The organism is Cupriavidus sp. GA3-3, assembly GCF_000389805.1.
Lineage (GTDB): Bacteria > Pseudomonadota > Gammaproteobacteria > Burkholderiales > Burkholderiaceae > Cupriavidus > Cupriavidus necator_D.
Genome location: NZ_KB944479.1, coordinates 243,916 through 267,073 on the forward strand (window position 1 = coordinate 243,916; position 23,158 = coordinate 267,073).

The 23,158-nt window shown below is 61.8% G+C and carries 20 protein-coding genes and 4 pseudogenes; 13 read left to right on the plus strand and 11 right to left on the minus strand.

Annotated elements, in window-relative coordinates; translation table 11 throughout:
- Positions 1-258 precede the first annotated feature (258 nt).
- The 4 genes and pseudogenes from C265_RS31575 to C265_RS31580 all read left to right on the plus strand — a co-directional run.
- Positions 259-1,068: pseudogene (locus C265_RS31575) on the plus strand (IS5 family transposase).
- Between the two features lie 385 nt (positions 1,069-1,453).
- Entirely contained in the window at positions 1,454-2,113 is a 660-nt protein-coding gene (locus tag C265_RS16600) for a carbonic anhydrase (RefSeq protein ID WP_010811975.1), read from the plus strand.
- Positions 2,114-2,505: 392 nt separating this feature from the next.
- Positions 2,506-3,774, plus strand: a pseudogene (locus C265_RS16605) (transposase); the annotation flags it as partial.
- A gap of 25 nt (positions 3,775-3,799) precedes the next feature.
- Positions 3,800-4,024 (plus strand): annotated as a pseudogene (locus C265_RS31580) (tyrosine-type recombinase/integrase); the annotation flags it as partial.
- A gap of 58 nt (positions 4,025-4,082) precedes the next feature.
- On the opposite strand, the gene C265_RS16610 reads toward C265_RS31580, so the two are convergent.
- Together C265_RS16610 and C265_RS16615 are read right to left on the minus strand one after the other, a co-directional pair.
- Positions 4,083-4,436 carry a response regulator gene (locus tag C265_RS16610; RefSeq protein WP_010811978.1) on the minus strand — a complete coding sequence of 118 codons (354 nt, stop codon included), beginning with the start codon at positions 4,434-4,436 and terminating at the stop codon, positions 4,083-4,085.
- 197 nt (positions 4,437-4,633) lie between these two features.
- Positions 4,634-5,405 (minus strand): annotated as a pseudogene (locus tag C265_RS16615) (tyrosine-type recombinase/integrase); the annotation flags it as partial.
- 245 nt (positions 5,406-5,650) lie between these two features.
- On the opposite strand from C265_RS16615, the gene C265_RS16620 reads away from it, so the two are divergent.
- From C265_RS16620 to C265_RS32925, 3 genes are all read left to right on the plus strand, one after another.
- On the plus strand, positions 5,651-6,733 hold the full coding sequence (locus tag C265_RS16620; protein ID WP_037024453.1) for a type IV toxin-antitoxin system AbiEi family antitoxin: 1,083 nt from the start codon (positions 5,651-5,653) through the stop codon (positions 6,731-6,733).
- Positions 6,721-7,590 (plus strand): hypothetical protein, encoded by an 870-nt coding sequence (locus tag C265_RS16625; protein WP_010811982.1) that lies wholly within the window; start codon positions 6,721-6,723, stop codon positions 7,588-7,590. The genes C265_RS16620 and C265_RS16625 overlap by 13 nt, the downstream gene beginning before the upstream one ends.
- Before the next feature lie 440 nt (positions 7,591-8,030).
- Positions 8,031-8,189, plus strand: coding sequence for a hypothetical protein (locus C265_RS32925; RefSeq protein ID WP_010811983.1), 159 nt, complete (start codon positions 8,031-8,033; stop codon positions 8,187-8,189).
- Between the two features lie 420 nt (positions 8,190-8,609).
- Here the strand turns inward: C265_RS32925 and C265_RS16635 are convergent, their stop codons facing one another.
- The 6 genes from C265_RS16635 to C265_RS16660 form a co-directional block, all read right to left on the minus strand.
- A complete protein-coding gene (locus C265_RS16635) occupies positions 8,610-9,509 on the minus strand; it encodes an MBL fold metallo-hydrolase (protein WP_010811984.1) in 900 nt (299 codons plus the stop codon).
- A gap of 38 nt (positions 9,510-9,547) precedes the next feature.
- Positions 9,548-10,534 (minus strand): tripartite tricarboxylate transporter substrate binding protein, encoded by a 987-nt coding sequence (locus C265_RS16640; protein ID WP_037024455.1) that lies wholly within the window; start codon positions 10,532-10,534, stop codon positions 9,548-9,550.
- Positions 10,535-10,615: 81 nt separating this feature from the next.
- Entirely contained in the window at positions 10,616-11,122 is a 507-nt protein-coding gene (locus C265_RS16645) for a 2,4'-dihydroxyacetophenone dioxygenase family protein (RefSeq protein WP_010811986.1), read from the minus strand.
- A 94-nt stretch (positions 11,123-11,216) separates the two neighbouring features.
- Complete coding sequence (locus C265_RS16650) at positions 11,217-12,032, minus strand: SDR family NAD(P)-dependent oxidoreductase (protein ID WP_052181636.1); 816 nt, start codon at positions 12,030-12,032, stop codon at positions 11,217-11,219.
- 10 nt (positions 12,033-12,042) lie between these two features.
- A complete protein-coding gene (locus C265_RS16655) occupies positions 12,043-12,477 on the minus strand; it encodes a nuclear transport factor 2 family protein (protein ID WP_010811988.1) in 435 nt (144 codons plus the stop codon).
- A 70-nt stretch (positions 12,478-12,547) separates the two neighbouring features.
- Positions 12,548-13,510, minus strand: coding sequence for a tripartite tricarboxylate transporter substrate binding protein (locus C265_RS16660; protein ID WP_010811989.1), 963 nt, complete (start codon positions 13,508-13,510; stop codon positions 12,548-12,550).
- 200 nt (positions 13,511-13,710) lie between these two features.
- On the opposite strand from C265_RS16660, the gene C265_RS16665 reads away from it, so the two are divergent.
- The 3 genes from C265_RS16665 (at position 13,711) to C265_RS16675 (ending at position 16,195) form a co-directional block, all read left to right on the plus strand.
- Positions 13,711-14,250 carry a VOC family protein gene (locus tag C265_RS16665; RefSeq protein WP_010811990.1) on the plus strand — a complete coding sequence of 180 codons (540 nt, stop codon included), beginning with the start codon at positions 13,711-13,713 and terminating at the stop codon, positions 14,248-14,250.
- Positions 14,247-15,023, plus strand: a complete 777-nt coding sequence (locus C265_RS16670) for an SDR family NAD(P)-dependent oxidoreductase (protein ID WP_010811991.1) — start codon at positions 14,247-14,249, stop codon at positions 15,021-15,023. Before C265_RS16665 ends, C265_RS16670 begins: the two co-directional genes overlap by 4 nt.
- A 98-nt stretch (positions 15,024-15,121) precedes the next feature.
- Positions 15,122-16,195, plus strand: coding sequence for a LacI family DNA-binding transcriptional regulator (locus C265_RS16675; protein WP_010811992.1), 1,074 nt, complete (start codon positions 15,122-15,124; stop codon positions 16,193-16,195).
- A 20-nt stretch (positions 16,196-16,215) separates the two neighbouring features.
- Here the strand turns inward: C265_RS16675 and C265_RS16680 are convergent, their stop codons facing one another.
- Entirely contained in the window at positions 16,216-17,553 is a 1,338-nt protein-coding gene (locus tag C265_RS16680; RefSeq protein ID WP_052181637.1) for an MFS transporter, read from the minus strand.
- 181 nt (positions 17,554-17,734) lie between these two features.
- Between C265_RS16680 and C265_RS16685 the strand changes: the two genes are divergently transcribed.
- Entirely contained in the window at positions 17,735-18,409 is a 675-nt protein-coding gene (locus C265_RS16685) for a Crp/Fnr family transcriptional regulator (protein ID WP_037024457.1), read from the plus strand.
- A gap of 15 nt (positions 18,410-18,424) precedes the next feature.
- On the opposite strand, the gene C265_RS16690 is transcribed toward C265_RS16685, so the two are convergent.
- Together C265_RS16690 and C265_RS16695 are read right to left on the minus strand one after the other, a co-directional pair.
- Positions 18,425-18,937 (minus strand): 2,4'-dihydroxyacetophenone dioxygenase family protein, encoded by a 513-nt coding sequence (locus C265_RS16690; protein ID WP_037024459.1) that lies wholly within the window; start codon positions 18,935-18,937, stop codon positions 18,425-18,427.
- A gap of 20 nt (positions 18,938-18,957) precedes the next feature.
- Positions 18,958-19,464: an ester cyclase gene (locus C265_RS16695; protein WP_010811996.1), complete on the minus strand. Its 507-nt coding sequence runs from the start codon at positions 19,462-19,464 to the stop codon at positions 18,958-18,960.
- 615 nt (positions 19,465-20,079) lie between these two features.
- On the opposite strand from C265_RS16695, the gene C265_RS16700 reads away from it, so the two are divergent.
- Positions 20,080-21,837, plus strand: coding sequence for a sigma-54-dependent Fis family transcriptional regulator (locus tag C265_RS16700; protein WP_168163313.1), 1,758 nt, complete (start codon positions 20,080-20,082; stop codon positions 21,835-21,837).
- Between the two features lie 375 nt (positions 21,838-22,212).
- Entirely contained in the window at positions 22,213-23,115 is a 903-nt protein-coding gene (locus C265_RS16705) for a VOC family protein (RefSeq protein WP_010811998.1), read from the plus strand.
- The last annotated feature ends 43 nt before the right edge of the window (positions 23,116-23,158 follow it).

Genomic DNA, 23,158 nt, shown 5'->3' on the forward strand with positions numbered 1-23,158 from the left:
ATTCCCCACGAAAGGGTGGCCTGATGCGACATGCATCTTGATTGGGGATGGCCTCGGCCCAAGCGACGGCGCTGAAAGCCGCGCCTTGAGCCAGGGTCTTCGATAGCAGCTGCAAATGCTGATGTGTATCAAGGCCCGTCTGCGCAACACATATACGTTAGAAGAATGGCTAAGAAGCCCTAACAAAATGATCTTGCAGGGCTGTTCACTTCAAGTGATCTTTGTTAACCTTTGCGTTGTTTAGTCAGCGCGAAGGACATGGCAAAACCAATACTCGACGACGAACTGTGGGCACTCATTCAGCCACTGCTGCCGCCTCCGAAAGCTCGGCGCGCTCGTTACCCCGGTCGCAAGCCGCTGGACGACCGGGCTGTGCTCACGGGCATCCTTTTCGTCCTGCAGTCCGGCATTCCCTGGGAGATGCTTCCCCAGGAAATGGGTTGTGGCTCCGGCATGAGTTGCTGGCGACGTCTGCACACATGGCAGAAGGCCGGTGTTTGGGACCGCTTGCACCAAGTACTTCTAGCCAAGCTGCGTGCAGCGGACCGCCTCGATTGGTCACGTGCCGTCGTCGATTCTTCTTCCATCCGTGCCGTGGGGTCGGGTCAAAAACAGGACCCAACCCCACTGATCGCGCGCGACCAGGTTCAAAGCACCACCTCCTGACGGACGCGCAAGGCATTCCACTGTCACTGATACTGACTGGCGCCAACCGCAACGACATCACAACTGCTACCGCTGATCGAGGCGATTCCTCCGATTCGTGGCAAACGTGGTCAGCCCTTGTCAAAGCCAAGCATTGTCCAGGGCGATCGCGGATACGACCACGACAAGTACCGCAAACCTCTGCACGCCGCTGGCATTGCTACGGAGATCGCCCGTCGCGGCGAGCCGCACGGCAGTGGTCTTGGCAAGACCCGCTGGGTCGTCGAACGAACGATCGCCTGGCTGCACAACTTCAAGCGGTTGCGTGTGCGTTTCGAGCGCCTAGCCATCATCCACGAAGCCTTTCTGAAAATGGCCTGTTGCATCATCTGCTGGCGCCACCTCAGAAAGTCATTTTGTTAGAGCTTCTAAGGCGCGAGTGCGCCATGTAAGAGGCCGAATAGGGGGTGACTTCAGAAAACGGAAAATAAAGCACGCTAAGCTCTTGAAGCCCTGCTAGACCCGGTGTAATTCGAGTATTCGAGGATGGCACAGGCGTGCTACTGCGGGGACCGCTTGATGAATGACTTCGGGGGCCAATGCTCGGCTCGCTCATCCCCGCTGTCGGCACCGACGAGTGGGAAGCGCTTCTGCTCCGAGGCTGACACAGCGAAGTGCATTTTCAGCCAGGGCGTTGCCTGATCCCCGCGCCTCCAGCGCTTGACATCGGCGATAATCGTGGCCGCACCGGCATGACGGCGTATCGAACGGTCGTGCCAGCATCCGGTATTCGAATCGGGAGGACGCCATGCGTGACATCATCGACGGCTTTCTGCGCTTTCAGCGCGAGGTCTATCCGCAACGTGTTGAGCTTTTCAAGCAGCTCGCAACGACACAAAATCCGAAGGCGCTGTTCGTCACCTGCTCGGACAGTCGCGTCGTGCCCGAGCTCCTCACCCAGCGTGAGCCGGGCGAACTGTTCGTGATCCGCAACGCGGGGAACATTGTGCCGTCCTATGGTCCAGAACCTGGTGGCGTATCGGCCACCGTCGAATATGCGGTCGCGGTCCTGGGCGTGCAGGACATCGTGATCTGCGGGCACTCGGACTGTGGCGCGATGGGCGCGATTTCGCGTTGCACGTGTCTTGACCATTTGCCGGCGGTCGCGAACTGGTTGCGCCATTCGGATGCTGCGAAAGCGATCAATGCGGCACATCAATTCGATTCGCCTCGCGCCAAGCTCGACGGCCTCGTGCGTGAGAACGTGATCGCGCAACTGGCTAACCTACGCACACATCCGTCGGTGGCACTTGCGCTCGAACAGGGACGCATGAGTCTGCACGGCTGGGTCTACGATATTGAGACGGGTAGCATCGATGCGCTTGATGGCGCGACACGACGCTTTGTGCCACTCGCCGAGTCACCGACCACCGTTGCCGTGGCTTCGCGCAATTGCGGACAGGTGTGATATGTGTTAGCCGGGATTCGATGTAACAGGTAGTCGAGCGGTCTGTCTGTGGCCAACGGGCAATCACGCCGTGGACATTGGTGAGGCGCTTACTTTGCGTATTGAAAGGCTAGCTGCCGCCCCAGCCGCAATAACGCTCAAGTAGGCCCACCTTTTCGAGGCCCCACATTATGTGGGATGCTCCTAGCCAGGCCCGGCCTGCTGATGGGTTATGCCAAGATAAAGAGCGGCTATCATAAGCATTATTGTTATAGATAACAAAAAACATTCCCTTCAGTTATAACGCTGGTCTAGAATTTCGCCACCGTCCTCGGCTAGATCGTTTCCCGAAGGTGTTCTCCACCAAGGAGCTACAGGCGTGCTACACGCCGGATGCCGAGGAACTGAACAGGCTGCTCCGGCGCATGCCGACGCGCAATCTGCTGGACGTGCTGGCCAACATCGAGCACTGGACCCACTTCACGCGGCACTTCGGCCCGCTCTCCGGCAGCGACCCCAAGATCTGCCATGCGGCCGAGCGCTACCTGCTGACCATCTTTGCCATGGGCTGCAACCTGGGGCCCACCCAAGCCGCCCGCCATATGGGCGAGCGGGTCACGCCGCACATGATGTCGTTCGTCAACCGCCGGCATCTGAGCCTGGAGCGTCTCGAGACCGCGCAGCGGGAATTGATCGAGTTGTATCTGCGGCTCGACCTGCCCAAGCACTGGGGGGATGGCAAGACTGTCGCCGCTGATGGCACCCGGTACGACTTCTACGACAACAACCTGCTGGCCGGCTACCACTTCCGCTACCGCAAGATGGGCGCGGTGGCCTACCGGCACGTGGCCGACAACTACATCGCTGTGTTCCGGCATTTCATTCCGCCCGGCGTGTGGGAGGCCATCTACGTGATCGAGGGTCTGCTCAAGGCCGGCTTGAGCGTCGAGGCCGATACCGTGCACGCCGACACCCAGGGCCAGTCGGCCGCGGTGTTCGCCTTCACGTATCTGTTGGGCATCAAGCTGATGCCACGCATCCGCAACTGGCAGGATCTGAAGCTTTACCGTGCCGATGCCAACACCAAATACAAGCACATCGACCGGCTGTTCTCGGACACCGTGGACTGGGGCCTAATCGCCTTCCACTGGCAGGACCTGATGCAGGTAGCGCTATCGATCCATGCCGGAACAATCTCCTCGCCGCTCCTGCTGCGCCGGTTTGGCTCGGAAAGCCGCCGCAACCGCCTGTTCCTTGCTGCACAGGAACTCGGCAAGGTCGTGCGCACGGCGTTCCTGCTCGAATGGATTGGCAGCCGCGAACTACGCCAGGAGATCACCGCCACCACCAACAAGATCGAGTCCTACAATGGCTTTGCCAAATAGTTCTCGTTCGGCGGTGACGTGCTGGCCGAAAACGACCCTGACGAACAGCAGAAGCGCCTGCGCTACAACGACCTGATCGCCTCGGCCGTGATTCTGCAGAATACGGCGGACATGATGCAGGCCCTGCGCGCGATGGTGAAGGAAGGGATCAAGGTCGACGTGGCCGACATCGGCTTCCTGAGTCCCTACCTCACCAGCAACATCAAGCGCTTCGGCGACTATAAACTCAACCTGGAGCGATTGCCGGAAGCCTGGACTCGCGACAGCCTCTTTGCCGGCCCCGGCCACTCAGCCCGCAAACCACGTCATGCCTCAGGCACGCGACCCGGCGCAGGCACTGCTGCTGCGCGCGGCATCCCCGCACTGGTTGCGTCATGCGTACGCGCGCACGCTGGTGGTCGACCACCAGGTGCCGCTGCCTGCCGCCCAGGCGCTGCTCGGGCATGCCTCGGTGCAAACCACGGCGGCCTATGCCCGGACCGACCTGAGCCAGCTGCGCACCTTTGTGGACCAGACTTTCAGCGACCAGTCGCGGAATGAGGGCTGAGAAGCCGAAAACTGCGGTAGGATGCTTTCTCGGTCTGCTCGGAGTGAATGCCGCACGATCATCTGCCAGGAAGCAGTGACCCTATCAATTGAAGCAACGTGTCGCGATCGACGGGCTTGCGCAATATCCCTTCGCAAAGGCCCGCCGGTGCGGACCAGTCGGAAGCCGTACAGACGATCAGCGGAATCGCATTCAGCGATTCGTCAGCCCTGATGGCTGTACACAAGCCCGCACCGTCAAGCACCGGCATGTTCAGGTCCGTCACCACGATTGCCGGTCGCGTGCTGCGTACCAACTCCAAGGTTTCAGCCCCATCGCTGGCTACCATCACGTGAAAGCCTGAGCCTTCCAAAACGAGAGCCCAGGCACGCAGCAGCAACTGCTCGTCGTCAACCAGCAGGATGGTTGCCATGGAGCGCGGCGCAAGAGTTTGACTGGCCATGGTCGCCCCTTGGTGTCCCTGTGTAAGTCAAGTGTACGCGATCGCTGGGCGCGGGGCCGCTATCGGCTGCGTTCGGACAGCCTGGCGTACAAAGGGTCATGCCACGATAAAGCCAATCCGCTATTATAAGTCTTGTGGTTATATAGAAAGAAACGAACCGCCACCCCGATTTGGCGCGCCCGTTTCACCTCGTCGCCGTGCAGGTAGATCGAGGTCGTCGAGATCGACGCGTGCCGCAGATTGTCCCGGGTAGTTGTCAGTTCCGCGCGGCGCGCCAGCGCGCGCGTTGCGTGAGTGTGCCGCCTCCAATGGGGGCTGGCCTGCCGCACTTTTCGGCGGCAGCCGGGTGGGCGGCCTGGATCAGGTCGGCCGCGTGCACAAAGAACCGCCGCAACACGCCCCATAGGCGCGTGCCGGTGATGCCGGCGGCCGGCTCCTGGCCGAGGCTGCCGATCAAGGTGGTATGCGGGTCCCAGCGCGCCGGCGTGACCGGCAGGCCGCGCTCCACCAGATAGCGGTCGAGCGCTATGCGTGCCAACGGTGGCAGCGCCACCTTTCCCGCCTTGGCGCCCTTGCCGAGCAGGTAGAGCCAGTGGTCGCCATGGGGATCGACCTTGATGCCGCCAAGCGTGGGCGCCAACGAGCTCACTCGCATGCAGTCCCGTCGCGTAGCCAAAATTCCAGCACGAAGCGCAGCCGCTGCGCCGCCACGGCCTCCCAGCCGTAGGACCAATCTAGTCCGTTGGCGAGCGTACGCATCAGCATCCATTCGCCCTCGGTGAACGCGTGCGACGTATCCCAACGGCGCAGTCCGCCCGCTGCCGCGCACCTTGATGCCTGCGAACGGATTGGCCAGCACATAGCGTTGTTGGAACGCGGTGACAGGCCCTGCGCAAACGGCCGCCATTCGGGCGAGGTGCGTGGCCGCGGCGGTCCTACCTAGCGCTTGTGTGGGGCCGTTGATGCGGTTGATCAGCTGGTCCAGCCTTCTCACGCCAGGGAGGTGATGAGTCGTAAGCATCACACCTAGAAAAGAAACGCGCGCTATGAAGTTCTTCGGCAACTCTGTTCAGGACCCTGGATGACGCCCGATTTCACTGAATGGTGACTTTCAGCATTTGGTGAAAGCCTTCGTTTCAGTGAAAATTTCGCCATTATTTCAAGAGTTATGGTATTTTCAGCGGATGTTGAAAGGGGTTCATTCAATGAAAGAGGCAGAAGCCTGTGCTGGGGAGGCGTTGCGACGGCTGCTTGAGAAGATCCCGATCCTTCAAATCGAAGACATCGAAGCCGCCGCTGTGTCCAGCGATTGGGGGCCCGACTTTATCGCCCGGTTGCTCGTGGACGGGCGGGAGCACCTACTCATCTGCGAGTACAAGTCGAACGGCCAGCCGCGGTATGCCCGTTCCGCAGTTCTCGAACTGCGTAATTACGTGGCGCAGCGAGCACCGCAGGCGACGCCCGTCCTCATTGCACCCTACCTCTCACCTGCGGTGAGGCAATTGTGCGCAGAAATGGGCGTCGGCTATCTCGACCTGGAGGGAAACGCGCGGATAGCCTTCGGCGGCGTGTTTATCGAACGCATGGTGGCAGACAAGCCCGCTGCCGAACAACGCGAACTAAAGTCGCTGTTCAGGCCGAAGTCGGCCCAGGTTCTACGCGCCATGCTGCGCGAGCCCGACCGTGCTTGGCGCGTCACCGAGTTGTCGGAAATCTCCGGAGTCAGCCTAGGGCACGTCAGCAATGTGCGCACCGGCTTGATTGATCGGGAATGGGCGAGCGCTTCGGACGATGGCCTCGTCCTCTCTGCGCCCGACGCGCTGCTTGACGCATGGCGGGACAGCTACACCGCGCCATCAGGTGAGCGGCTGCGGTTCTACACGCCATTGCATGGCAGCGCGCTGGAAGGCGCGGCCCGCAATGCGTTGGGCACACAAGACGGCCAGGGACATGCTGCCTTTGCGTCCTTTTCGGCCGCACAGTGGCTTGCTCCTTATGGGCGAACTGGCACCCACTACTTCTTCGCTGACGAAGATGGTTTGCGCAAGCTCCAAGCCGCACTAAAGCTCTCGACTGTCTCTAAGGGCGAGAACGTGGTCGTCACCGTCCCGAAAGACTTGGGCCTGCTTGCTGACACACTTGAACCTGCACCGGGCGCGATTTGCACGAGCCCCGTCCAGACCTACCTTGATCTATCCATTGCGGGCGAACGCGGCGCTGAGGCCGCCGAGCACCTGCGCCAAGAAAGGCTCTCATGGCCCAAATGACACCCCAGGAACCACAGTCGGCCGCCGAATACGACGACCGGACGACCGCAGCTGTGAAGTCGGTGCTGATCGAGATCGGCCAGATCCTTGGCAGCTTCAAGGGCAAGTTCGCCATCATTGGCGGCGCAGTTCCTTGGCTGCTACTGGCCAACGAGGATATGCCGCACGTCGGCACGCTCGACGTGGACGTAGGACTGGATGCGGAAGCACTCGGAGATGGCGAGTACGCGACCTTGATCGGCGCGCTTCAAGGCCATGGATACGCGCAGCGCGAGGGGCTTCGGCGCTTCCAGTTGGTTCGCAAGGTTACAACGCGAGATGGTGGGGAAGCGATCGACGTCGTGGTCGATTTCTTGATGCCGCGCGACGCGGAGATCGTCAAGAACAATCCTCCCTTGATTAGCGACTTCGCTGTGCAGCGGGCGGACGGCGCCGACTTGGCGATGCGATTTTACCAGCTGGTCGCTGTGGCAGGGCCGATGCCCGACGGCGGAACAAACCGGGTGGAGATCGCGGTGTGCTCAATCCCCGCTCTTCTTGCCATGAAAGGTCACGCACTGGCGGGCCGCTACAAACAGAAGGACGCCTACGACATCTACTACTGCGTGCGAAACTACCCCGGCGGTATCGAGGTGCTGGCACAGGAATGTTGCCTACTGCTGGGACATGCCAGTGGCGAGCGCGGTTTCCGACACATCGCCGACAAGTTCGACACCTTCGAGGGTTACGGACCCACCTGCGTAAGGCGTTTCGTCGAAGACACGCATGCGCTAGGCGATCGCACGCCAGAACAATGGCAGCAAGATGCGTTCGGGCAGATCGACGCGCTGCTGCGCGCCATGGCGCTGCGAGGTTGAGGCGCACGCCTATGAACTACGCGCGACTTCGCAACCTGCTGGAGCCTCTCGTCAACGCGCTGAAGGATGCCGCCACCCACAGCACGTACGAGGAGCAGCTACGGGCCTGCGGCAGCACAGTGGCCGCAGGCACTAGTCTTCGCGCGGAACCAGAATTTTTCACATAACGACCGTACTGAGAAACTTTGCCGGCCCCCGAGAAGTTACGTTCACTGGGGGCGGGTGGATGGCTGTCGGCACCGACAGCGCTTCAGTCGGTCGTCGGCGCGCCGGCGCTCAAAAAACGGTAGCAAAGTCGAAATGCGCGGCGGCATAGATGACATTGCCGCCCAGACTTCTTCGCCGTCCGTGTAAAAGGTGACTCATTTGCCGTCGCTGACGCAGTGGGCACTAGGGAAGACTTCGTCATAGTCGTTCAGACCGTCCAGCGGAAACGGCGCGTGTGGCGCGGCGTCGGCGCCCTCATCGTGATCGCCGCCATCGTCTGCCGGCAAGTATATCTGCGCAGCGCCGCGGACACTGCCGACGTCGGCGCAGACGAGAAGCCTGCAACAATGATGTTGATACGCTGCGAGACGATGCACGTGTCTGCAGAATAGGGACAGATTGACCGCGGATGCTGACGAGCGGCCACGTGCTCGATGTAGAGAGTCCTGACTTTCCGAGAGCTTCTGACTAGTCAGTTAGGAATCGCAGGCAAAAGAAGCCCGCTGCTCGGGCGGGCATGAATCCCTTTCGGAGAAAGAGAGGAGACGAGAGTAAGTATAAACCCTTGAGAAGACTCTCGCAGAGCCCTCCACAGAGGCCCAGAGATTTAGGCTGCAGGCCTGGTGGTGACACTTCGAAGAAGTGCCCAATCAATAATTTCATGATCACGAAATTGTTGTGACGGTGACGAGGGAGCCTGCGGAAGGTTCGTGCTCGTCGTCTCTAGCCGACCCCGAGCGGTCTATGAAGATTTCAGATTTGGGGGGCCGGTCTGGTACCGGAAACCGTCGTTGGCACATGCAGAGAACCGCTCAAGATTCAAAAAATTGAAAGCGAAAGCCGTCGTTATGTGACAAAAGTTTGCCAGCGGTCGGCGATGGGAAATGCATCGACAGCAGCGTGACAGGCGCATCGACGCAACGGGCCATCAGGCGTCGACGCGTGAGCATTGCCAGGTCCGGACGCCAGTCGCCGGTGTTCTTCAGGGACGGTTCGTTGAAGACAATGGGATGATGGAAGACGTCGCCCGTCATGATCGCTTCGTTGCCTGCACCCTTGATATGCACCGAGACATGACCTGGCGTATGTCCGCTCGCGTCCTCGATCCAGATGCCGTGAGATAGATCACCGTCCACGAAATGGTCCACGTCAATCAGGTCCGCTAGACCCGATTCGACAACTGGCAGTACGCTATCCGCGAACGAGCCCTGGTTGACCGGCAGGGCGGGGTAATTCGTGTGCACCTTCATGAAGTGATCGAACTCCTGCCGGGAGAACAGGTATCGAGCATTTGGAAAGGTCGGCACCCATTTTCCATTGTCCAGGCGCGTGTTCCAGCCGACGTGGTCTGTATGAAGGTGCGTGCATAACACCACATCGATGTTCTCCGGTCTTAGACCCCGAGCGGCGAGGCTCGTCATATAGTTGTCGGAGGCGAGCTGATGTTGCCACAGCGCGCGAGGGCGATCCTTGTGATTGCCATTGCAGGTGTCCACGAGAATGTTTCTTCCACCGGACCGGACGAGATAGCTATGAAAGCTTATGCAAAGCTGCGATGTCTGCGGGTGGATCAGTCGCGGGCCAAGCTGTGCCTTGTGCCTCGAAACTACCTCATCTGCGATGCCCGGATAAAGCCACGATGCATCGGCCCAGAACTGCTCCTGTTCGACAATTCGGTCGATCGTGACATTCCCGAATCGGAGCTGTCTCATCGTTTCTCCTTATGAGTGCGTCGAGTACTGGTGAGGTATCAGATGTTCTGTCGAACCACGCCGGCGTCCCGGGTGATGGCGGACCAGCGTGCGGACTCTTCAGTGATCAGTCTGCTGAACCCGGTGGGACCGAGCGATTCTGACTGCGCACCCATGCCTTGGAGTTTCTTCCGGACTTCAGGTTGCCGCATGACCTTGGCGGTTTCGGCTGCGATCACGTCGACGATAGCGGCCGGCGTGCCGGGCGGGGCCATAAGGCCGACCCAAAAGCCCTTGCTGTCCGCCGCCTTGCCCATGCCTGCCTGCGCCAGTGTCGGCGTCCCCGGCAAGGCGGCAGACAGCTCGCGTGACATCACGGCCAACGGACGGAGTTGTGCGCGGTTGGTGGAGATCAGCGGTATGGCGCCCATCATGGCATCGACTTGCCCGGCGAGCAGGGCCTGGACGGCCGGCGCGCTGCCGGTGAACGGCACGTGCAACATGTCTGGAATGCCGGCGGAGCGCATGAAGGCGAGCATTGCCGCATGGCCCGTCGTACCGATTCCCCAGGTGGAATAGCTGATCGTCTTCTTCTTGCACAGTTCGACGAACTCGCGCAAGTTGGTAACTGGCAGGTTTCGGTTCACGGCGAGCGCGAAAGGCACGAAGGCCAGCGTCGCGATCGGCACGTGTTTCTCCGGCACGAACTTCGAATTGTTGAAGAAATGCGGATAGATCGTGTGTGTATCGCTGCTGGCAGTAAGTAGCGTCTGTCCGTCAGGGGGCGCGTTGGAGAGCAGATAGGACCCGATGACCCCGGAGGCACCAGGGCGGTTATCGACGATGATGCGCTCTCCCAGGTCGTTGCCCGCACCGGCACCAAATACGCGCGCGACGATGTCGGACATGCCGCCAGCCTGGCCGGGAACGATTAGCTGTATGGGGCGGGTCGCCCGCCATTCGCTTTTGGCACCAGCCAACGTGTGCAAGCCCGTCAGGGCCGTAGCAACCGATGCCTGTATCAACATGCGTCGCTTCTGATCCATTGATCCTGTCTCCGTCAAGTCTTCTAATTTTCGAGGCGTGCCCTGTTGAGACACGCGTATGCAGCGTGCGGACTTGGAAATTCAGTCGCGGGAGAACGTGGCGCCGCCGTTGGGGCGGATATACCGTGGCGTTGGCAAGCCCATGGCCTTGGCGGCGTTGAGAATGCCGTCCTCGATCGCGCCGGCGTCACGCACGGACTGGTATTCGTTGTCCTTGAAGATGACGTTAGCGCCATAGACCACCATGAAGCCCTCAGCGGGTTCCTTGGCGTCGGCTGGCACCGAGAAAGTGTGAATGGAACCGCCCGGCTCGTACAGATAACTGCCGGCTGTTTGAGGGTCCTCGGGGTACTCGACGTAGTTCCATTCGCCCTTCGTTGTGAGGAAGTGGACGGTTCCGGTGTGGAAGTGGGGCGGCAGTGTCGTGCCCGGCTCGAATTTTCCGTACAACACCCAGACACCGTTCTCACGGTCGAGGAGGAGCGGGACGATGGTGGAACCGGCTTCCGAGCCTGGGAACTCGACTGAATCGTGAATGTTGACGGTCAGCAGACGATCCTGATGAGTAAAGACCTTGGGCAATGCCATAATGCAAATCTCCTGAGGCGACGGGGCAAATTGCGCAGATGCGGGCAAGTCCCGTCGCCGGTATGTTTAATGTTTCCGGGAAGTCCGGAATGGCTCAGAGATACAGCCCGCCATCGACTGTGATTTCGGTGCCTGTGATATAGCGCGATTCATCGCTGGCGAGGAACAGCGAAGCGTAGGCCACGTCCCAGGCGGTGCCTTGATGGCCCATGGGGCAGCGCTGGTTGCGCGCGTCGCGTGCTGCCTGGACTGCAGCAGCGTCACCGGTGGTGAGGTGCGCGGCGTGTGGTGTGTCGATCAATCCGGGTACCACGACATTGGCGCGAACGTGATTTGGGGCGTAGCGGCGCGCCAGCACGCGCGTCATATGGTTGAGCGCGGCCTTCGATGTGTTGTAGGCCAGGAAGGGCATCGGGCTCCATTTGCGGCTCGCGATCGATGAAATATTAACGATGGATCCGCCCCCCTGTTGCACCATGCGCGGGATCACCTGCTGGCAGGCCAGCATGACGCCTTTGAGATTGATGTCGAAGACGCGATCCCAGTCTTCCTCGCGGATATTCTCTAACTCAGCCACTATTTCGATACCGACATTGTTGTGCAGCACGTCGATGCGACCGTACTCGGATGCACAATAGCTGGCCATGGCTGCAAGCTGGTCCTTGCTGCATACGTCGGCCTCGAAGGGCAGGGCATTGCCGCCGGTTTCGCGGATCTGCTTGACGACGCGTTGCGCGGCCGCGGTGTCGCGGTCCACGCAGAGTACGCGCGCGCCTTCTCGCGCATAGACGATGGCCGCAGCCGAACCATTGCTGACGTCCGCGCCACTGGAGCCAGCGCCTACGACGATGGCGACCTTACCAGCCAGCCGGCCGTGCCCGCTAGATGTTGCGAGTGCTGGATTTCCCATCCCGTGCCCCTCAGAGCAGGCCGAGCGCGCGCAGCTTGGCGTCTGGCGCCGAGTACGGACGCTCGCAGATGATCTTGTCCGAGCCTGGCGCGAACTCGAACGTGGCGGCCATACGCACACGGAAGGTGCGACCAGTCGGTGCAAACGTCTTGCCGTTGGCCTGAAGCTGGCCGAGATGCGTGCCCTGCAGCCAGAACTCCACGAGCACCGTTTCGTCGACAGCAGCAATGGCGATGATTTCATTCTTAAGATCGGGGAAGGGGATACGCGACGAATCAAAGTATCCGCGCACCTCCGTTTCGCCGTCGAAGACGACACCGCTGCCATGCATTTCGTAGCGGGGGTGAGCAAACGTGTTGATGACGGCGTCCCAGTCATGCACACATTCCAGGGCCATGTGGTCGCGCACGGTTTGAATGCGTACGGCGTCGAGCGTAGCGGACATGAAGAGAATCTCCTGAGGTGGGTAGTGGGAATTCGAATAATGGATTGGGGCTGTGTACAGGTCCTGCGGCTCAGTCCAGCTTGATGTGGGCTTGCGTGGCGATTACTTTCCACATAGGAATGTCGCGGGCGTTGATGGCCTGTTGCTCCGGCCCCGGCACGTATTTGGCTGTGATGCCCAGCGACAGCAGCTTATTCACGACTTCCAGTTCCTTGAGCGTGGTTTCCAGGACGCGGGAAAGTTTGTCCACGATGGGCTTCGGCGTCTTGGCAGGCACATACATGACCCATGTCAGTTCGCGGTCGAAGTCCACGCCCTGTTCCTTGTAGCTGGCGACGTTCGGCAAGCTCGGCGAGCGTCGCGTGCACACAGCGAGCGCCTTGACCTTGCCTTCCTTCACGAAAGGGGTGGCGGTCACCATGTCGACGAATCCCACCGAGATGTGGTTGCCGAGGATGTCGGTCACGATTTGCGACGTGCCCTTGTATGGCACATGCTGCATCGAGATGCCGGCCTTCTGGCTCAGTACCTCGCCGCAGAAGTGGCCGGTCGATCCCGCCCCCCAGCTTGCATACTGGATCGGCGTCTTGTCCTTGCGCGACAGCGCAATCAATTCCTTGAGGTTGTTGGCCGGGTACTGGTTGGCAGCAATCATGACGATTGACGAGTTGCCGATCGCGCCGAGGCTCTGGAAGTCGCGCACGGGGTCGTACGGCAGCTTCGTGTAGGTGGCGGGTGCAAGCTGGTGAGTCGACATGCCGCCGATCATGATCGTGTAGCCGTCCGGCACCGCGGTGGCCGCAGCATGGGTACCGATCGTGCCGGCCGCGCCAGGCTTGTTTTCCACGACTACAGGCTGCTTGAGATGTGCTGCAAAGCGCTCGGCGAGCAGGCGTCCCAGAATGTCACCACCGCCGCCGGCGGAGAAGGGCAGCAGCATGCGGACGGGGCGATCGGGGTAGCCGGTGGCGTCGCCAGCTTGGGCGGCGGTGGCGGCAAGGGCGAGCAGGGTGCTGGCGAGAAATTTGTTCATGCTTGTCTCCATGGGTATCCGCCGCATTCTGCAATGCGGGCGTTGTCGGCCGCGTTCCATGTCGGTGGAAACGTTTCCAGAGAAGTTTGGTAGACGTGTGGGCGGACAACAATCATGGTTAACGCTATATGGCGAACTTTTATTCATCCGATACATTCATAGAATGGAAACGTTTCCAGAAAATTCAACGAGGAGGCAGAATGAGCTTGCTGTTCGGTGGCGTTTGCCAGATTGGCTACGTTGTGCGCGATATCGAAAAGGCCATGCGGCACTGGAGTGACGTGCTCGCCGTCGGGCCCTGGTTTTACAAGGAAGCGGTTGGGACCACGGAGTTCCGCTACTACGGACAAGCATCGGCGCTCCCGGACTTGTCGATCGCGCTGGCCAATTCGGGTGGTGTCCAGATCGAGCTGATCCAGCAACGCAACGACGCGCCGTCGCTGTACCTGGATTCGCTGAAGCACGCCGGCGAAGGCATGCAGCACATCGCCTACTGGACCGACGACAGGTTCGACGAATACGCGGAAGCGCTGCGGGCGCGCGGCTATGTGGAGGGCCACGGCGGCCGCATGGGCATGCGCGGCCGGTTTGCCTACTACATGCATGCGGACCTGCCGGGCAACATCGTGGAGATTTCGGAGATGGCCGGCGGCAAGGGCGAGTACTTCGCGACGATCGCCGCGGCGGCCAGGGGCTGGGACGGCGCTGATCCGATTCGCGGGATTGGAGCGGGGCAATGACCGCCAGCGAAAGCATGGAACCGGGACGGCGCGTCGCGGTGGTAACCGGCGGCGCGCGTGGCATCGGATTGGCGATTGGCGCCCGGCTTGCCGCCGACGGTTTTTCGGTGGCATTGTGGGATCGCGATGCCGGGCAGCTCGACGAGGCCGGGCAATCGCTGCGCGCAAGCGGCGCGAATGTGCTGCCCGTCCCGGTTGACATTACCGACCGCACACAGGTAGACCACGCACTTGCGCAATCTGCGGACGCGCTGGGCGGGCCCACCGTGCTGGTCAACAATGCCGCTATTCTCGGGCGCAGCGGTCCCACGATCGACGCCTCGCTGGACGAATGGAAGCGTGTCTTTGACGTGAACGTCTTCGGGGCATTGCAGTGCATGCAAGCGGTGGTGCCGGCGATGGTGACCCGTGGCTACGGCCGTGTGGTCAACGTGGCGTCGATTGCCGGCAAGGAGGGTAATCCCTTCGCCGGGGCCTACGCGGCATCGAAGGCTGCGCTGATATCGATGACCAAGAGCCTGGGCAAGGAGTTGGCCGAAACGGGTGTGCTGGTCAATTGCATCACGCCCAGCGCAGCCGATACCGATATCTTCGGCGTGTACCACGAGAGCCAGCGCGCGCAATTGCAGTCGCGCCTGCTTGAGCGCGTACCGATGAAACGCTTTGTCCGCGTTGAGGAAGTGGCCGAGATGGCCGCCTGGTTGTGTTCCGCGCGCTGCAGCTTCAGCACGGGCGCGGTATTCGACATCAGCGGCGGGCGAGCCATGTACTGAGGCCAGGACTGGACGGCCCGGAAATTCGGCGATAATCACGATCGACGAGTTTGCGGCCCGGCCGCCATCCGCTCGCATTTTCCCCTTCAGGATCACAGATGAGCAGCCGAACGCGCACCACCAGTCCCGATACGCCCACGCGCGTCACGATTCGCGACGTGGCGCGCGCTGCCGGCGTGTCGTTGGGCACTGCGTCGCGGGCGCTCAATCGTAGTGGTCCCGTAAGCGAGGCGGCCCTCCTGGCTGTGGAGCGGGCGGCGAAGGCCCTGGCGTATGCGCCCGATCCGATCGCGCAAAGCATGCGTACCGGAACGTCGGGGGTGGTGGGGCTGCTGGTCTCCGACCTGGCCAACCCGCTGTATGCCCGCATCATTACCGCGGTGGAGATCCGCCTGCAGCGCGAAGGCTACGCCATGGTGGTTGGCAATACACACAACAGCAAAGCGCAGGAAGAACTGATGGTGGACCTGTTCCGCCGGCGCCGAGTTGATGGGCTGATTCTTGGCCCCTGCGAAGTAGAACGCGCAGACTACCTCGAACAGGTCTCGCGTGATCTTGCCGTCGTGGCGATGGATCGCGACTTTGGCGCGCAGGGCTCGGGCGTTCACGTCGATCATTTCCGAGGCGCATATGAAGCCTGCCGGTACCTGCTCGACCTGGGTCATACGCGCATCGCGCTGTTGACATCCGACGGCGCCTTGCGGCCCGGACGCGAACGCATCGATGGATATCGCGCGGCGATGGCGGAGCGCGGCCTGACGGTGGACGAAACGCTAGTGCGCGCAAGCCGCTCGGCCATGGACTTGTCGTTCAGCGACGCGCTGGCCCTGCTTTCCGCAAAGTCTCGGCCCACGGCATTCATTTGCCTGGGCACCCGCATCCTGTCGGGCGTACTGCAGGCAACGCGACAAACCGGCTATCGCGTACCGCACGATGTCAGCCTGATCTGCGTCGGTGACGGCGATCTCCCCCAACTGTATTCGCCAGCGATCACCGCGATCAGTTGGGATCTCGAGGCAGTGGGCACGGCCGCCGCTGAAATTCTACTTCGAGCGATTGGCGGCGGCGAGGACCGGGCCCAGGCGAAGGCGCAACGGGGTCAGGAAGTGCGGCTGACCACACAGGTTGTCATGCGCGAATCCTGCGCACCGCCTCCCGTCGGCACGGCCTGAGCGCACCATCGCACGGGCGCTCAGCGTGCTTGGATGGAGCCCTCTACCACTGGTCCCGCATCGCGCGGTCGGAACCACGTGACCAGAATCACCGCCGCCAGTACCAGCGCCAGGCTCAGGAGGTAGAGGCTGAGCGTAAAGCTGCCGGTTGCCGCTTTGATCGCGCCGACTGCGGCGGGCGCCACCATGCCGGCACTGCCGCCTACGGTGCTGATGATGGCGATTCCCGCCGCGGCACGCTGGCCGGTCAGGATGCCGCCGGGCATCGACCACAGGACTGTGAAGGCGCTCGATGTGCCGATGCTAACCAGCGTCAGGCACAGGATGGCGGGCAAAGGATCCTTCGGAAACAGCGTCGTCAGCATCAGCCCCACGGCAGCCACCAGTGCGGCAATGGCAAAGTGCCAACGACGTTCGCCGGTCCGATCGGAGTGACGGCCGATTAGCAGGGAGGCGGCTACGCCGCAGGCTGCGGGAATGGTCGCCACCAACCCTACCTGCATGATGGACAGGCCCATTCCCTTGAGCAGCGTCGGCTTCCAGAACGCCAACGCATAGATGCCGAGGATAACCAGGAACGACACAAATCCAAGCACCCAGACGCGTGCATCGCGGATCGCCGCACGCACGCCGCCACCACCGTGGGTGGTGGACGTCGGGGCGTCGGCCCGGAGCAGGTGCGCGATCCTGTCGCGTTCGGCATCGTCGAGCCATCCCGCCTGCTCGGGCCGGTCCGGCAGCGTGGCGAAAGCCATGATGCCCAGTAGCACGCATGGAATGCCTTCGAGGACAAACAGCCATTGCCAGCCGCGCATGCCACGCGCGCCGTCGAGCCACGTCATGATTGCGCCGGCCGTTGGTCCCGCGACAATCGGCGCCAGGCTGAAGGCCATGAAGAAGAGGGCGGTTGCCTGGGCGAGCCGGCGGCGCGGAAACCATAGCGTCAGGTAGTACAGGACGCCCGGTGCGAAGCCGGCTTCGAATACGCCGACCAGGAACCGCAGGATGTAGAACTGCGTGGGCGTCGCGACGAACATCATCGCGGCTGAGGCCAGACCCCATAGCCCCATGATGCGCAGCAGCGTGGCCCGCACGCCGATGCGGGCCAGCAGCATATTGCTCGGCACCTCGAATAGTGCATAGCCGACGAAGAAAATGCTGGCACCGATACCGAAGACGGCATCGCTCAACGCAAGATGCTCTTTCATCTGCAATTGCGCGTAGCCTACGTTGGTACGGTCCAGGTAATTGAAGACGTAGCAGAGGCAAAGCACGGGTAGCAATCGCCAACTGATCTTGCGAAACAGCAGATCGTCGGTCTTGCCGGTCGTTGTCGAACTGGGGGCCATCGATGTCATACATCTCCTCTCGTTATCCGTGACAGCCGGAGCGCTGGCGCCAATTATCGAGAGTGGGCGATCCCCGAGACTGTCGCCTTTTGGCAGTCGCGGGTGGGGGATAACCCTTGCCATGTAAATTGGCCGGTAGCGCTGCGTACTTGCTATGCTCTTGTGGCCCCTGCCCAGCCCATGATTCCTGATGCCACGCACCGCGCAAGACCCCAGTCCCGCCCCGGAACTTCTGTCACCCGAGCTTGAACGATTGCTGCGTACCCATGCCATGCGCAAGCGTCTGGCCAAGGGCGAGGTGCTGTTCACCTACGGATCGTCACCCGATGCGCTGTTCTGCGTTGATAGGGGCATGATTCGTGTCAGCGTGACGGCATCGAACGGCCGCGAAGCCGTGGTCAGCATGCTGGAGCCGGGACAATGGTTTGGTGAGGTCTCGCTGTTCATCGACGCGCCGCGTGTCTATGACACGCGCGCCATTGTCGATAGCGAACTGCTTGTGGTGTCGGCACAGGCATTTCACGAGATTGTCGATGGGCGTCCGGACTTCCTGATGGAATTCATCCGCCTGATCTGCAGGCGCTACCGCTGGGCGCTGGAATGGATCGACGAGACCATCCTCCAGCCGCTACCGGTGCGGCTTGCCCGCCGGCTGCTGGCTGCGCAGCATGCCCATTTGCTGTCCGCTCCGGAGGGCAGCGGATCGGCCTTGCGCCTGTCGCAGGAAGACCTCGGTCAGATGCTTGGTGTGTCGAGACAGAGCATCAACCGGCAGCTCAAGGAATGGGAGTCGCAACGGTTGCTGCGGCTGGATTATGGACGCGTGACGGTGCTGGACCAGGACGCCTTGCGGCGCCTGGCCTGAGGGGGTGCTCCTGTTTCAGGCTAATGGTGCGGAGAACGCCGCGCCGCCATTCGGGCGGATATAGCGCGGCATGGGCATCATGCCGGCACTCACCGCGCCCAGGATTGCCGCTTCGATGGCACCCGCATCCATGATGCTGTGGTAGTTGTCGCCCACGAAATTGACATTGGCGCCGTGCACCACCATGAAGCCTTCGGCGGCCTCGCTGGCATCGGCCGGCACCGTGAACGTATGGATCGACCCGCCCGGCTCATAGAGATAGCTCCCGGCGGTCTGTGGATCATCGGGGTATTCCGCGTATTGCCACATGCCCCGGGTCGTATAGAAATGCACGGTTCCCGTGTGGAAATGCTTGGGCAGTATGGTTCCCGGTTCGAATCGCCCATATAGCACCCAGATGCCGTGTTCGCGATCGAGAAAGAGCGGTGTGATGGTGACCCCTGGCACTTCGGTGGGCAAACGCGGCGCAGTTTCCGTGTTGAGGGTGAGAAGGCGGTCCTGGTGGGTCGTGACGTTGGGTAGGGACATGATCGTTATCTCCACCGTCCTCAGGCAGTTGCCGGCATCGGGTCGCCCTTCGGCGACAGCATGCCCCGTAGGGCCTGCGCCTGCATCTCGGCGGGCAAGCCGGCAAGCAACTGCTGCATCAGCGTCAGCGAATCGAAGTAGATCCGCTCACAGGTCAGCGTCTCGCCATCGAACAAGAACAGGGCAATCATCCGGCAGCGAAACGCATTGCCGGTGGCGGGCAAGCCGTTCAGCGTGCCGCGATGCGTGCCAAGCAACCAGAATTCAACGATCACGGCGTCGTCGGTGTGGCGGAGGTGGATGATCTCGCTTCGTTGATCGGGAAATGCCTGACGGCTCTGGCTGTAGTACCGGCGGACCTCATCGTCCCCGTCGAAGACATTGCCGTTGGCAATGAGCTCATAGTGCGGGTGGGGAAAGGTCGACAGGACGGCGTCGAAGTCCTGTCTGATCTCGTCGGCAAAATGGTCGCGGACAATCTGTTCGCGGCGTTCCTGCAATCGTGTCGGGCTCTGTGGCGTGGTCATGCACGTCTCCATCATTTGATTGACTGATTGGCTGCCGCCGCCGCTAGGTCGACGGTGGCCGAGTGCCATTCTCATTGGATGGTTTCGCCAAGACTGTCGACAATTGGCAGTTCGCAGTCGGGAGTAACCCGGATGCAAGCTGCGAAAAGGCTTTGCCGTTGCGGCTGTCATCGAAGGCTGTCATGCGGGATGCATTGATGACCAAGGGCTAGCGTCGCTTCTGCCGCCACTCCTGCCGTTCGCTGGAATCGTCGTGACGACCGCTACTGGCAGCCGGCAACTGCAGTTGCGCCCCCCAGACTCGCCAGCAAACAGGGCGCTGCGCGCGCGACCAGGATGGACCCCATCTTGGCGTTACCAAGCCAGGCGATAAGGCACGATAACGGTGCCTTGTGTTATGTACTGCATTGAATGCAGGAACGTTGTGATCTATAAAGCATATATGCAGGGCATCCGCGGCAGCTGACTATCGAGTCGTATCGACGCGAAAGTCCTGCTGCGTCCTGCTCTGATACTCTACGGCCAAAAATTGAAGCGATTCGGCGGTGTTGGCCGCCGGCAGGCTGGAGTCAGACAATGAAAAGGGCGTCAACCAAGAAGAGTGACGGTGCGGTGGTGCGCGCCACCTCGAGCCTTGAACCGGCCGATGTACTGAAGCATCTGCATTTCAATCCGGCGGAGGGCCTCATCTGGCTCGAAGACCGCCGTATGGTCCTTCTCCATGTGGAGTCCCTGGGCGCCTTGCGGCAGGAGTTTGTCTTGGGAGTCGGCATGGAAGCGACGCGCGGCCTGCTGACGCGCTTCGGCTACTCGGCCGGATGTCGCGATGCCGAGCTTGCGCTGAAGCTGCAGCCACCCGGCACGTCCGTCGAGCAGCTTCTGATCACCGGCGGATATTTCCACGCCCTGCAGGGCATTGTCAGCCCGCCGGTCGTGCTGACCCAGGAGGTCAATATCGAAAAGGGCTCCTGCCATATCGACTTCTATTGGAAGAACAGCTACGAAGACCAGCTGCATATCGAGGCATTCGGCATTGGCGGCTCCCCCGCTTGTTGGATGGAGACCGGCTATGCCTCCGGCTTTCTCAGCACCTGCCTGGGCCGACGCATTCTCGTCCGTGAAGTCGAATGCCGGGCCATGGGCGCGGACGTTTGCCACTGCATCGCACGGCCGGTCGAGGACTGGCCCGATGCCGAGCTTGACCTGGCCTACTACGAGCCCAGGCCCTTCAGCCTCGCGCCAAAAGAACCGTCGGAGCGCCCCGCAGCGCAGGCAATGTCGGTCAAGATGGAGAGCGGCTCGCGCTCCGGCAATGCCGAGGGGGTGATTGGCGCCTCCGTCGCCTTCAACAACGTCATGCACAAGATCCAGCGCGTGGCATCGACCACGGCGACGGTGCTGTTGCTTGGGGAGAGCGGCGTCGGCAAGAGCGCCTTCGCGAGGCAGATACAGCGCCTCAGCGCGCGGGCCGACAAGCCGTTCGTGGAGCTTAACTGCGCGGCAATTCCCGAGTCGCTGATGGAGGCGGAGCTCTTCGGTGTTGAGCGCGGCGCGTACACCGGCGCCGGCGAAGCGCGGCCGGGGCGCTTCCTGGTGGCGGATGGCGGCACCCTTTTCCTTGACGAGGTCGGCAGCCTGCCGATGACCGCACAGGGCAAGCTGCTACGCGTGCTCCAGACCGGTGAGTTCGAGGCATTGGGCAGCGCGGCGACCCGCAAGGTCGACGTCCGGATCATTGCCGCGACCAACGAGAACTTGTGGGCCGCCGTGAACGAAGGCCGCTTTCGAGAGGATCTCTTCTATCGCCTGAATGTCTTCCCGATCCAGATTCCGCCGCTGCGGGAACGGCGCGACGATATTCCGCTGCTCCTCGAGCACCTGCTGCGCAAGTACAGCGAACGCTATGGCCGCCGCATCCGCGGCGTGACGGCGCAGGCGTTGCAGATCCTGCTCAACTATCGCTGGCCCGGGAACGTGCGCGAGTTCGAGAACGTGATCGAGCGCGGCATCATCCTGGGCGAGGACGACCAGCCGCTGGGCTACCATCAGCTCGTCACGATCGACAGCGAGATGGGCGCGCAGGGTCCGATGGCGCTCAATGAGCTGGGCCTGCTCGCGGAGAAGCGCGACTATCACCTGGACGCTGCCTCGCCCGAAGCCAGCCACGAGGCGGAGGCCCTAGCCGTGTGGGCTGAAGGCATTGTCGCGCGCTCGCAGGTATCGATGGACGTGATCGAGAACACGCTGGTCAAGGCTGCATTCAAGGCGGCGCAGGGCAACTTCACCCGGGCGGCCAGCCTGCTTGGCCTGACGCGCGCGCAACTGTCCTATCGGATCAAGAAGATGGGAGAGGACGGCGTTTCGCTGCACTGACCGGCCGGTACGCCGGCCGACCCCCGACCATGCCCGGAGGCGTCCATGCCTGCCGGGCATTCTTTTTTGCGCACGAAACTGCGCCTGCGAAAATTCGCAAGCGGCGCAACGCCGAACTCCCTGCATCTGCGGAAAATTATCAGGTGAATCGCCCCGACGCCGCGTACTGACGCGCGCCCCGCACACCCTCGCGCTCCAAAAAACTTCAGAAATATCAACGACATGAGCCTTTTCCCCGCGCGTCCCGAGACGCCCGCGGGCGGCACTGGCACGCCGATTGCGGATAGGTAGTGACGCCGAACAAAAACGGCAGATTTTCTCAACCAAAGAATTCCGCCCGTCATCACCCGCATGGCGGGCAAGCAAGGAGACAGCATGTCGGAAATTTCCGCCCTGGGTTACGTCGTCCTCAACGTGAGCGACCTGGATCTGTGGGAATCGTTTGCCACCAACATCATGGGTCTGCAGGCCAGCCGCCGCACCAGCGGCGCGTTGTCGCTGCGCATGGACGAGTGGGCGCAGCGCATCCTGCTGGAACGCGGCGAGGACGATGACCTGGTCGCGCTCGGCTGGCACCTCGATACCCCGGAAGCCTTGCAGGACTACGTGACGGGCCTGCGCGCACGCCATGTCGAAGTCGTGCACGGCGACCGCCAGCTCGCGCAGTCGCGCCAGGCCGAGGCCGTCTACTACTGCATCGACCCGGAAGGCTTCCGCCACGAGTTCTTTTGCGGCCCGACCCATGCGCCGATGTCCCAGCCGTTCCGTTCCCCGGCTCTCGTTGGCAAGGGTTTCGAGACCGGCCGCCTTGGCGTGGGCCATGTCTTCGGCGTGTCGCGCGACTACGCGGGCGCAGTCAAATTCTGCACCGACGTGCTTGGCCTGAAGATTTCCGATTACATCCGCGACTCGGAGACGATTCCCGGCGTGACGGTGGACTCCACCTTCTTCCACGTTGCCACGGGCCGCCACCATTCCTTCGCCACGGCGGGCATGCCGTTCCCGAAGAAGATGCACCACCTGCTGCTGCAGGTGCAAGCGCTTGACGACGTCGGCCTTGCCTATGACCGCGTGCGCAAGGCCGGCGTGCCGGTGATGATGGAAATCGGCCATCATCCGAATGACGGCATGGTGTCCTTCTACTGCGTCACGCCGTCCGGCTTCGCGATCGAATTCGGCTGGGGCGGCATCGTCATCGACGATGCGCAGTGGAACGTCCGCAACTACACCCAGCTCAGCGACTGGGGCCATCGTCCCCCGATGCCGCAGCAGGCGTGAGCGCGCGCCGCCATCAACCATTTCCCCAACCAGCCCAGACACA

What these genes read in the sequence shown, in the direction of transcription:
- C265_RS16600 (WP_010811975.1), top strand. Translation starts at nt 1,454, where the DNA reads ATGCGTGACATCATCGACGGCTTTCTGCGCTTTCAGCGCGAGGTCTAT.
- C265_RS16610 (WP_010811978.1), bottom strand. Translation starts at nt 4,436, where the DNA reads ATGGCAACCATCCTGCTGGTTGACGACGAGCAGTTGCTGCTGCGTGCC.
- C265_RS16620 (WP_037024453.1), top strand. Translation starts at nt 5,651, where the DNA reads ATGTTGAAAGGGGTTCATTCAATGAAAGAGGCAGAAGCCTGTGCTGGG.
- C265_RS16625 (WP_010811982.1), top strand. Translation starts at nt 6,721, where the DNA reads ATGGCCCAAATGACACCCCAGGAACCACAGTCGGCCGCCGAATACGAC.
- C265_RS16635 (WP_010811984.1), bottom strand. Translation starts at nt 9,509, where the DNA reads ATGAGACAGCTCCGATTCGGGAATGTCACGATCGACCGAATTGTCGAA.
- C265_RS16640 (WP_037024455.1), bottom strand. Translation starts at nt 10,534, where the DNA reads ATGGATCAGAAGCGACGCATGTTGATACAGGCATCGGTTGCTACGGCC.
- C265_RS16645 (WP_010811986.1), bottom strand. Translation starts at nt 11,122, where the DNA reads ATGGCATTGCCCAAGGTCTTTACTCATCAGGATCGTCTGCTGACCGTC.
- C265_RS16650 (WP_052181636.1), bottom strand. Translation starts at nt 12,032, where the DNA reads ATGGGAAATCCAGCACTCGCAACATCTAGCGGGCACGGCCGGCTGGCT.
- C265_RS16655 (WP_010811988.1), bottom strand. Translation starts at nt 12,477, where the DNA reads ATGTCCGCTACGCTCGACGCCGTACGCATTCAAACCGTGCGCGACCAC.
- C265_RS16660 (WP_010811989.1), bottom strand. Translation starts at nt 13,510, where the DNA reads ATGAACAAATTTCTCGCCAGCACCCTGCTCGCCCTTGCCGCCACCGCC.
- C265_RS16665 (WP_010811990.1), top strand. Translation starts at nt 13,711, where the DNA reads ATGAGCTTGCTGTTCGGTGGCGTTTGCCAGATTGGCTACGTTGTGCGC.
- C265_RS16670 (WP_010811991.1), top strand. Translation starts at nt 14,247, where the DNA reads ATGACCGCCAGCGAAAGCATGGAACCGGGACGGCGCGTCGCGGTGGTA.
- C265_RS16675 (WP_010811992.1), top strand. Translation starts at nt 15,122, where the DNA reads ATGAGCAGCCGAACGCGCACCACCAGTCCCGATACGCCCACGCGCGTC.
- C265_RS16680 (WP_052181637.1), bottom strand. Translation starts at nt 17,553, where the DNA reads ATGACATCGATGGCCCCCAGTTCGACAACGACCGGCAAGACCGACGAT.
- C265_RS16685 (WP_037024457.1), top strand. Translation starts at nt 17,735, where the DNA reads ATGCCACGCACCGCGCAAGACCCCAGTCCCGCCCCGGAACTTCTGTCA.
- C265_RS16690 (WP_037024459.1), bottom strand. Translation starts at nt 18,937, where the DNA reads ATGTCCCTACCCAACGTCACGACCCACCAGGACCGCCTTCTCACCCTC.
- C265_RS16695 (WP_010811996.1), bottom strand. Translation starts at nt 19,464, where the DNA reads ATGACCACGCCACAGAGCCCGACACGATTGCAGGAACGCCGCGAACAG.
- C265_RS16705 (WP_010811998.1), top strand. Translation starts at nt 22,213, where the DNA reads ATGTCGGAAATTTCCGCCCTGGGTTACGTCGTCCTCAACGTGAGCGAC.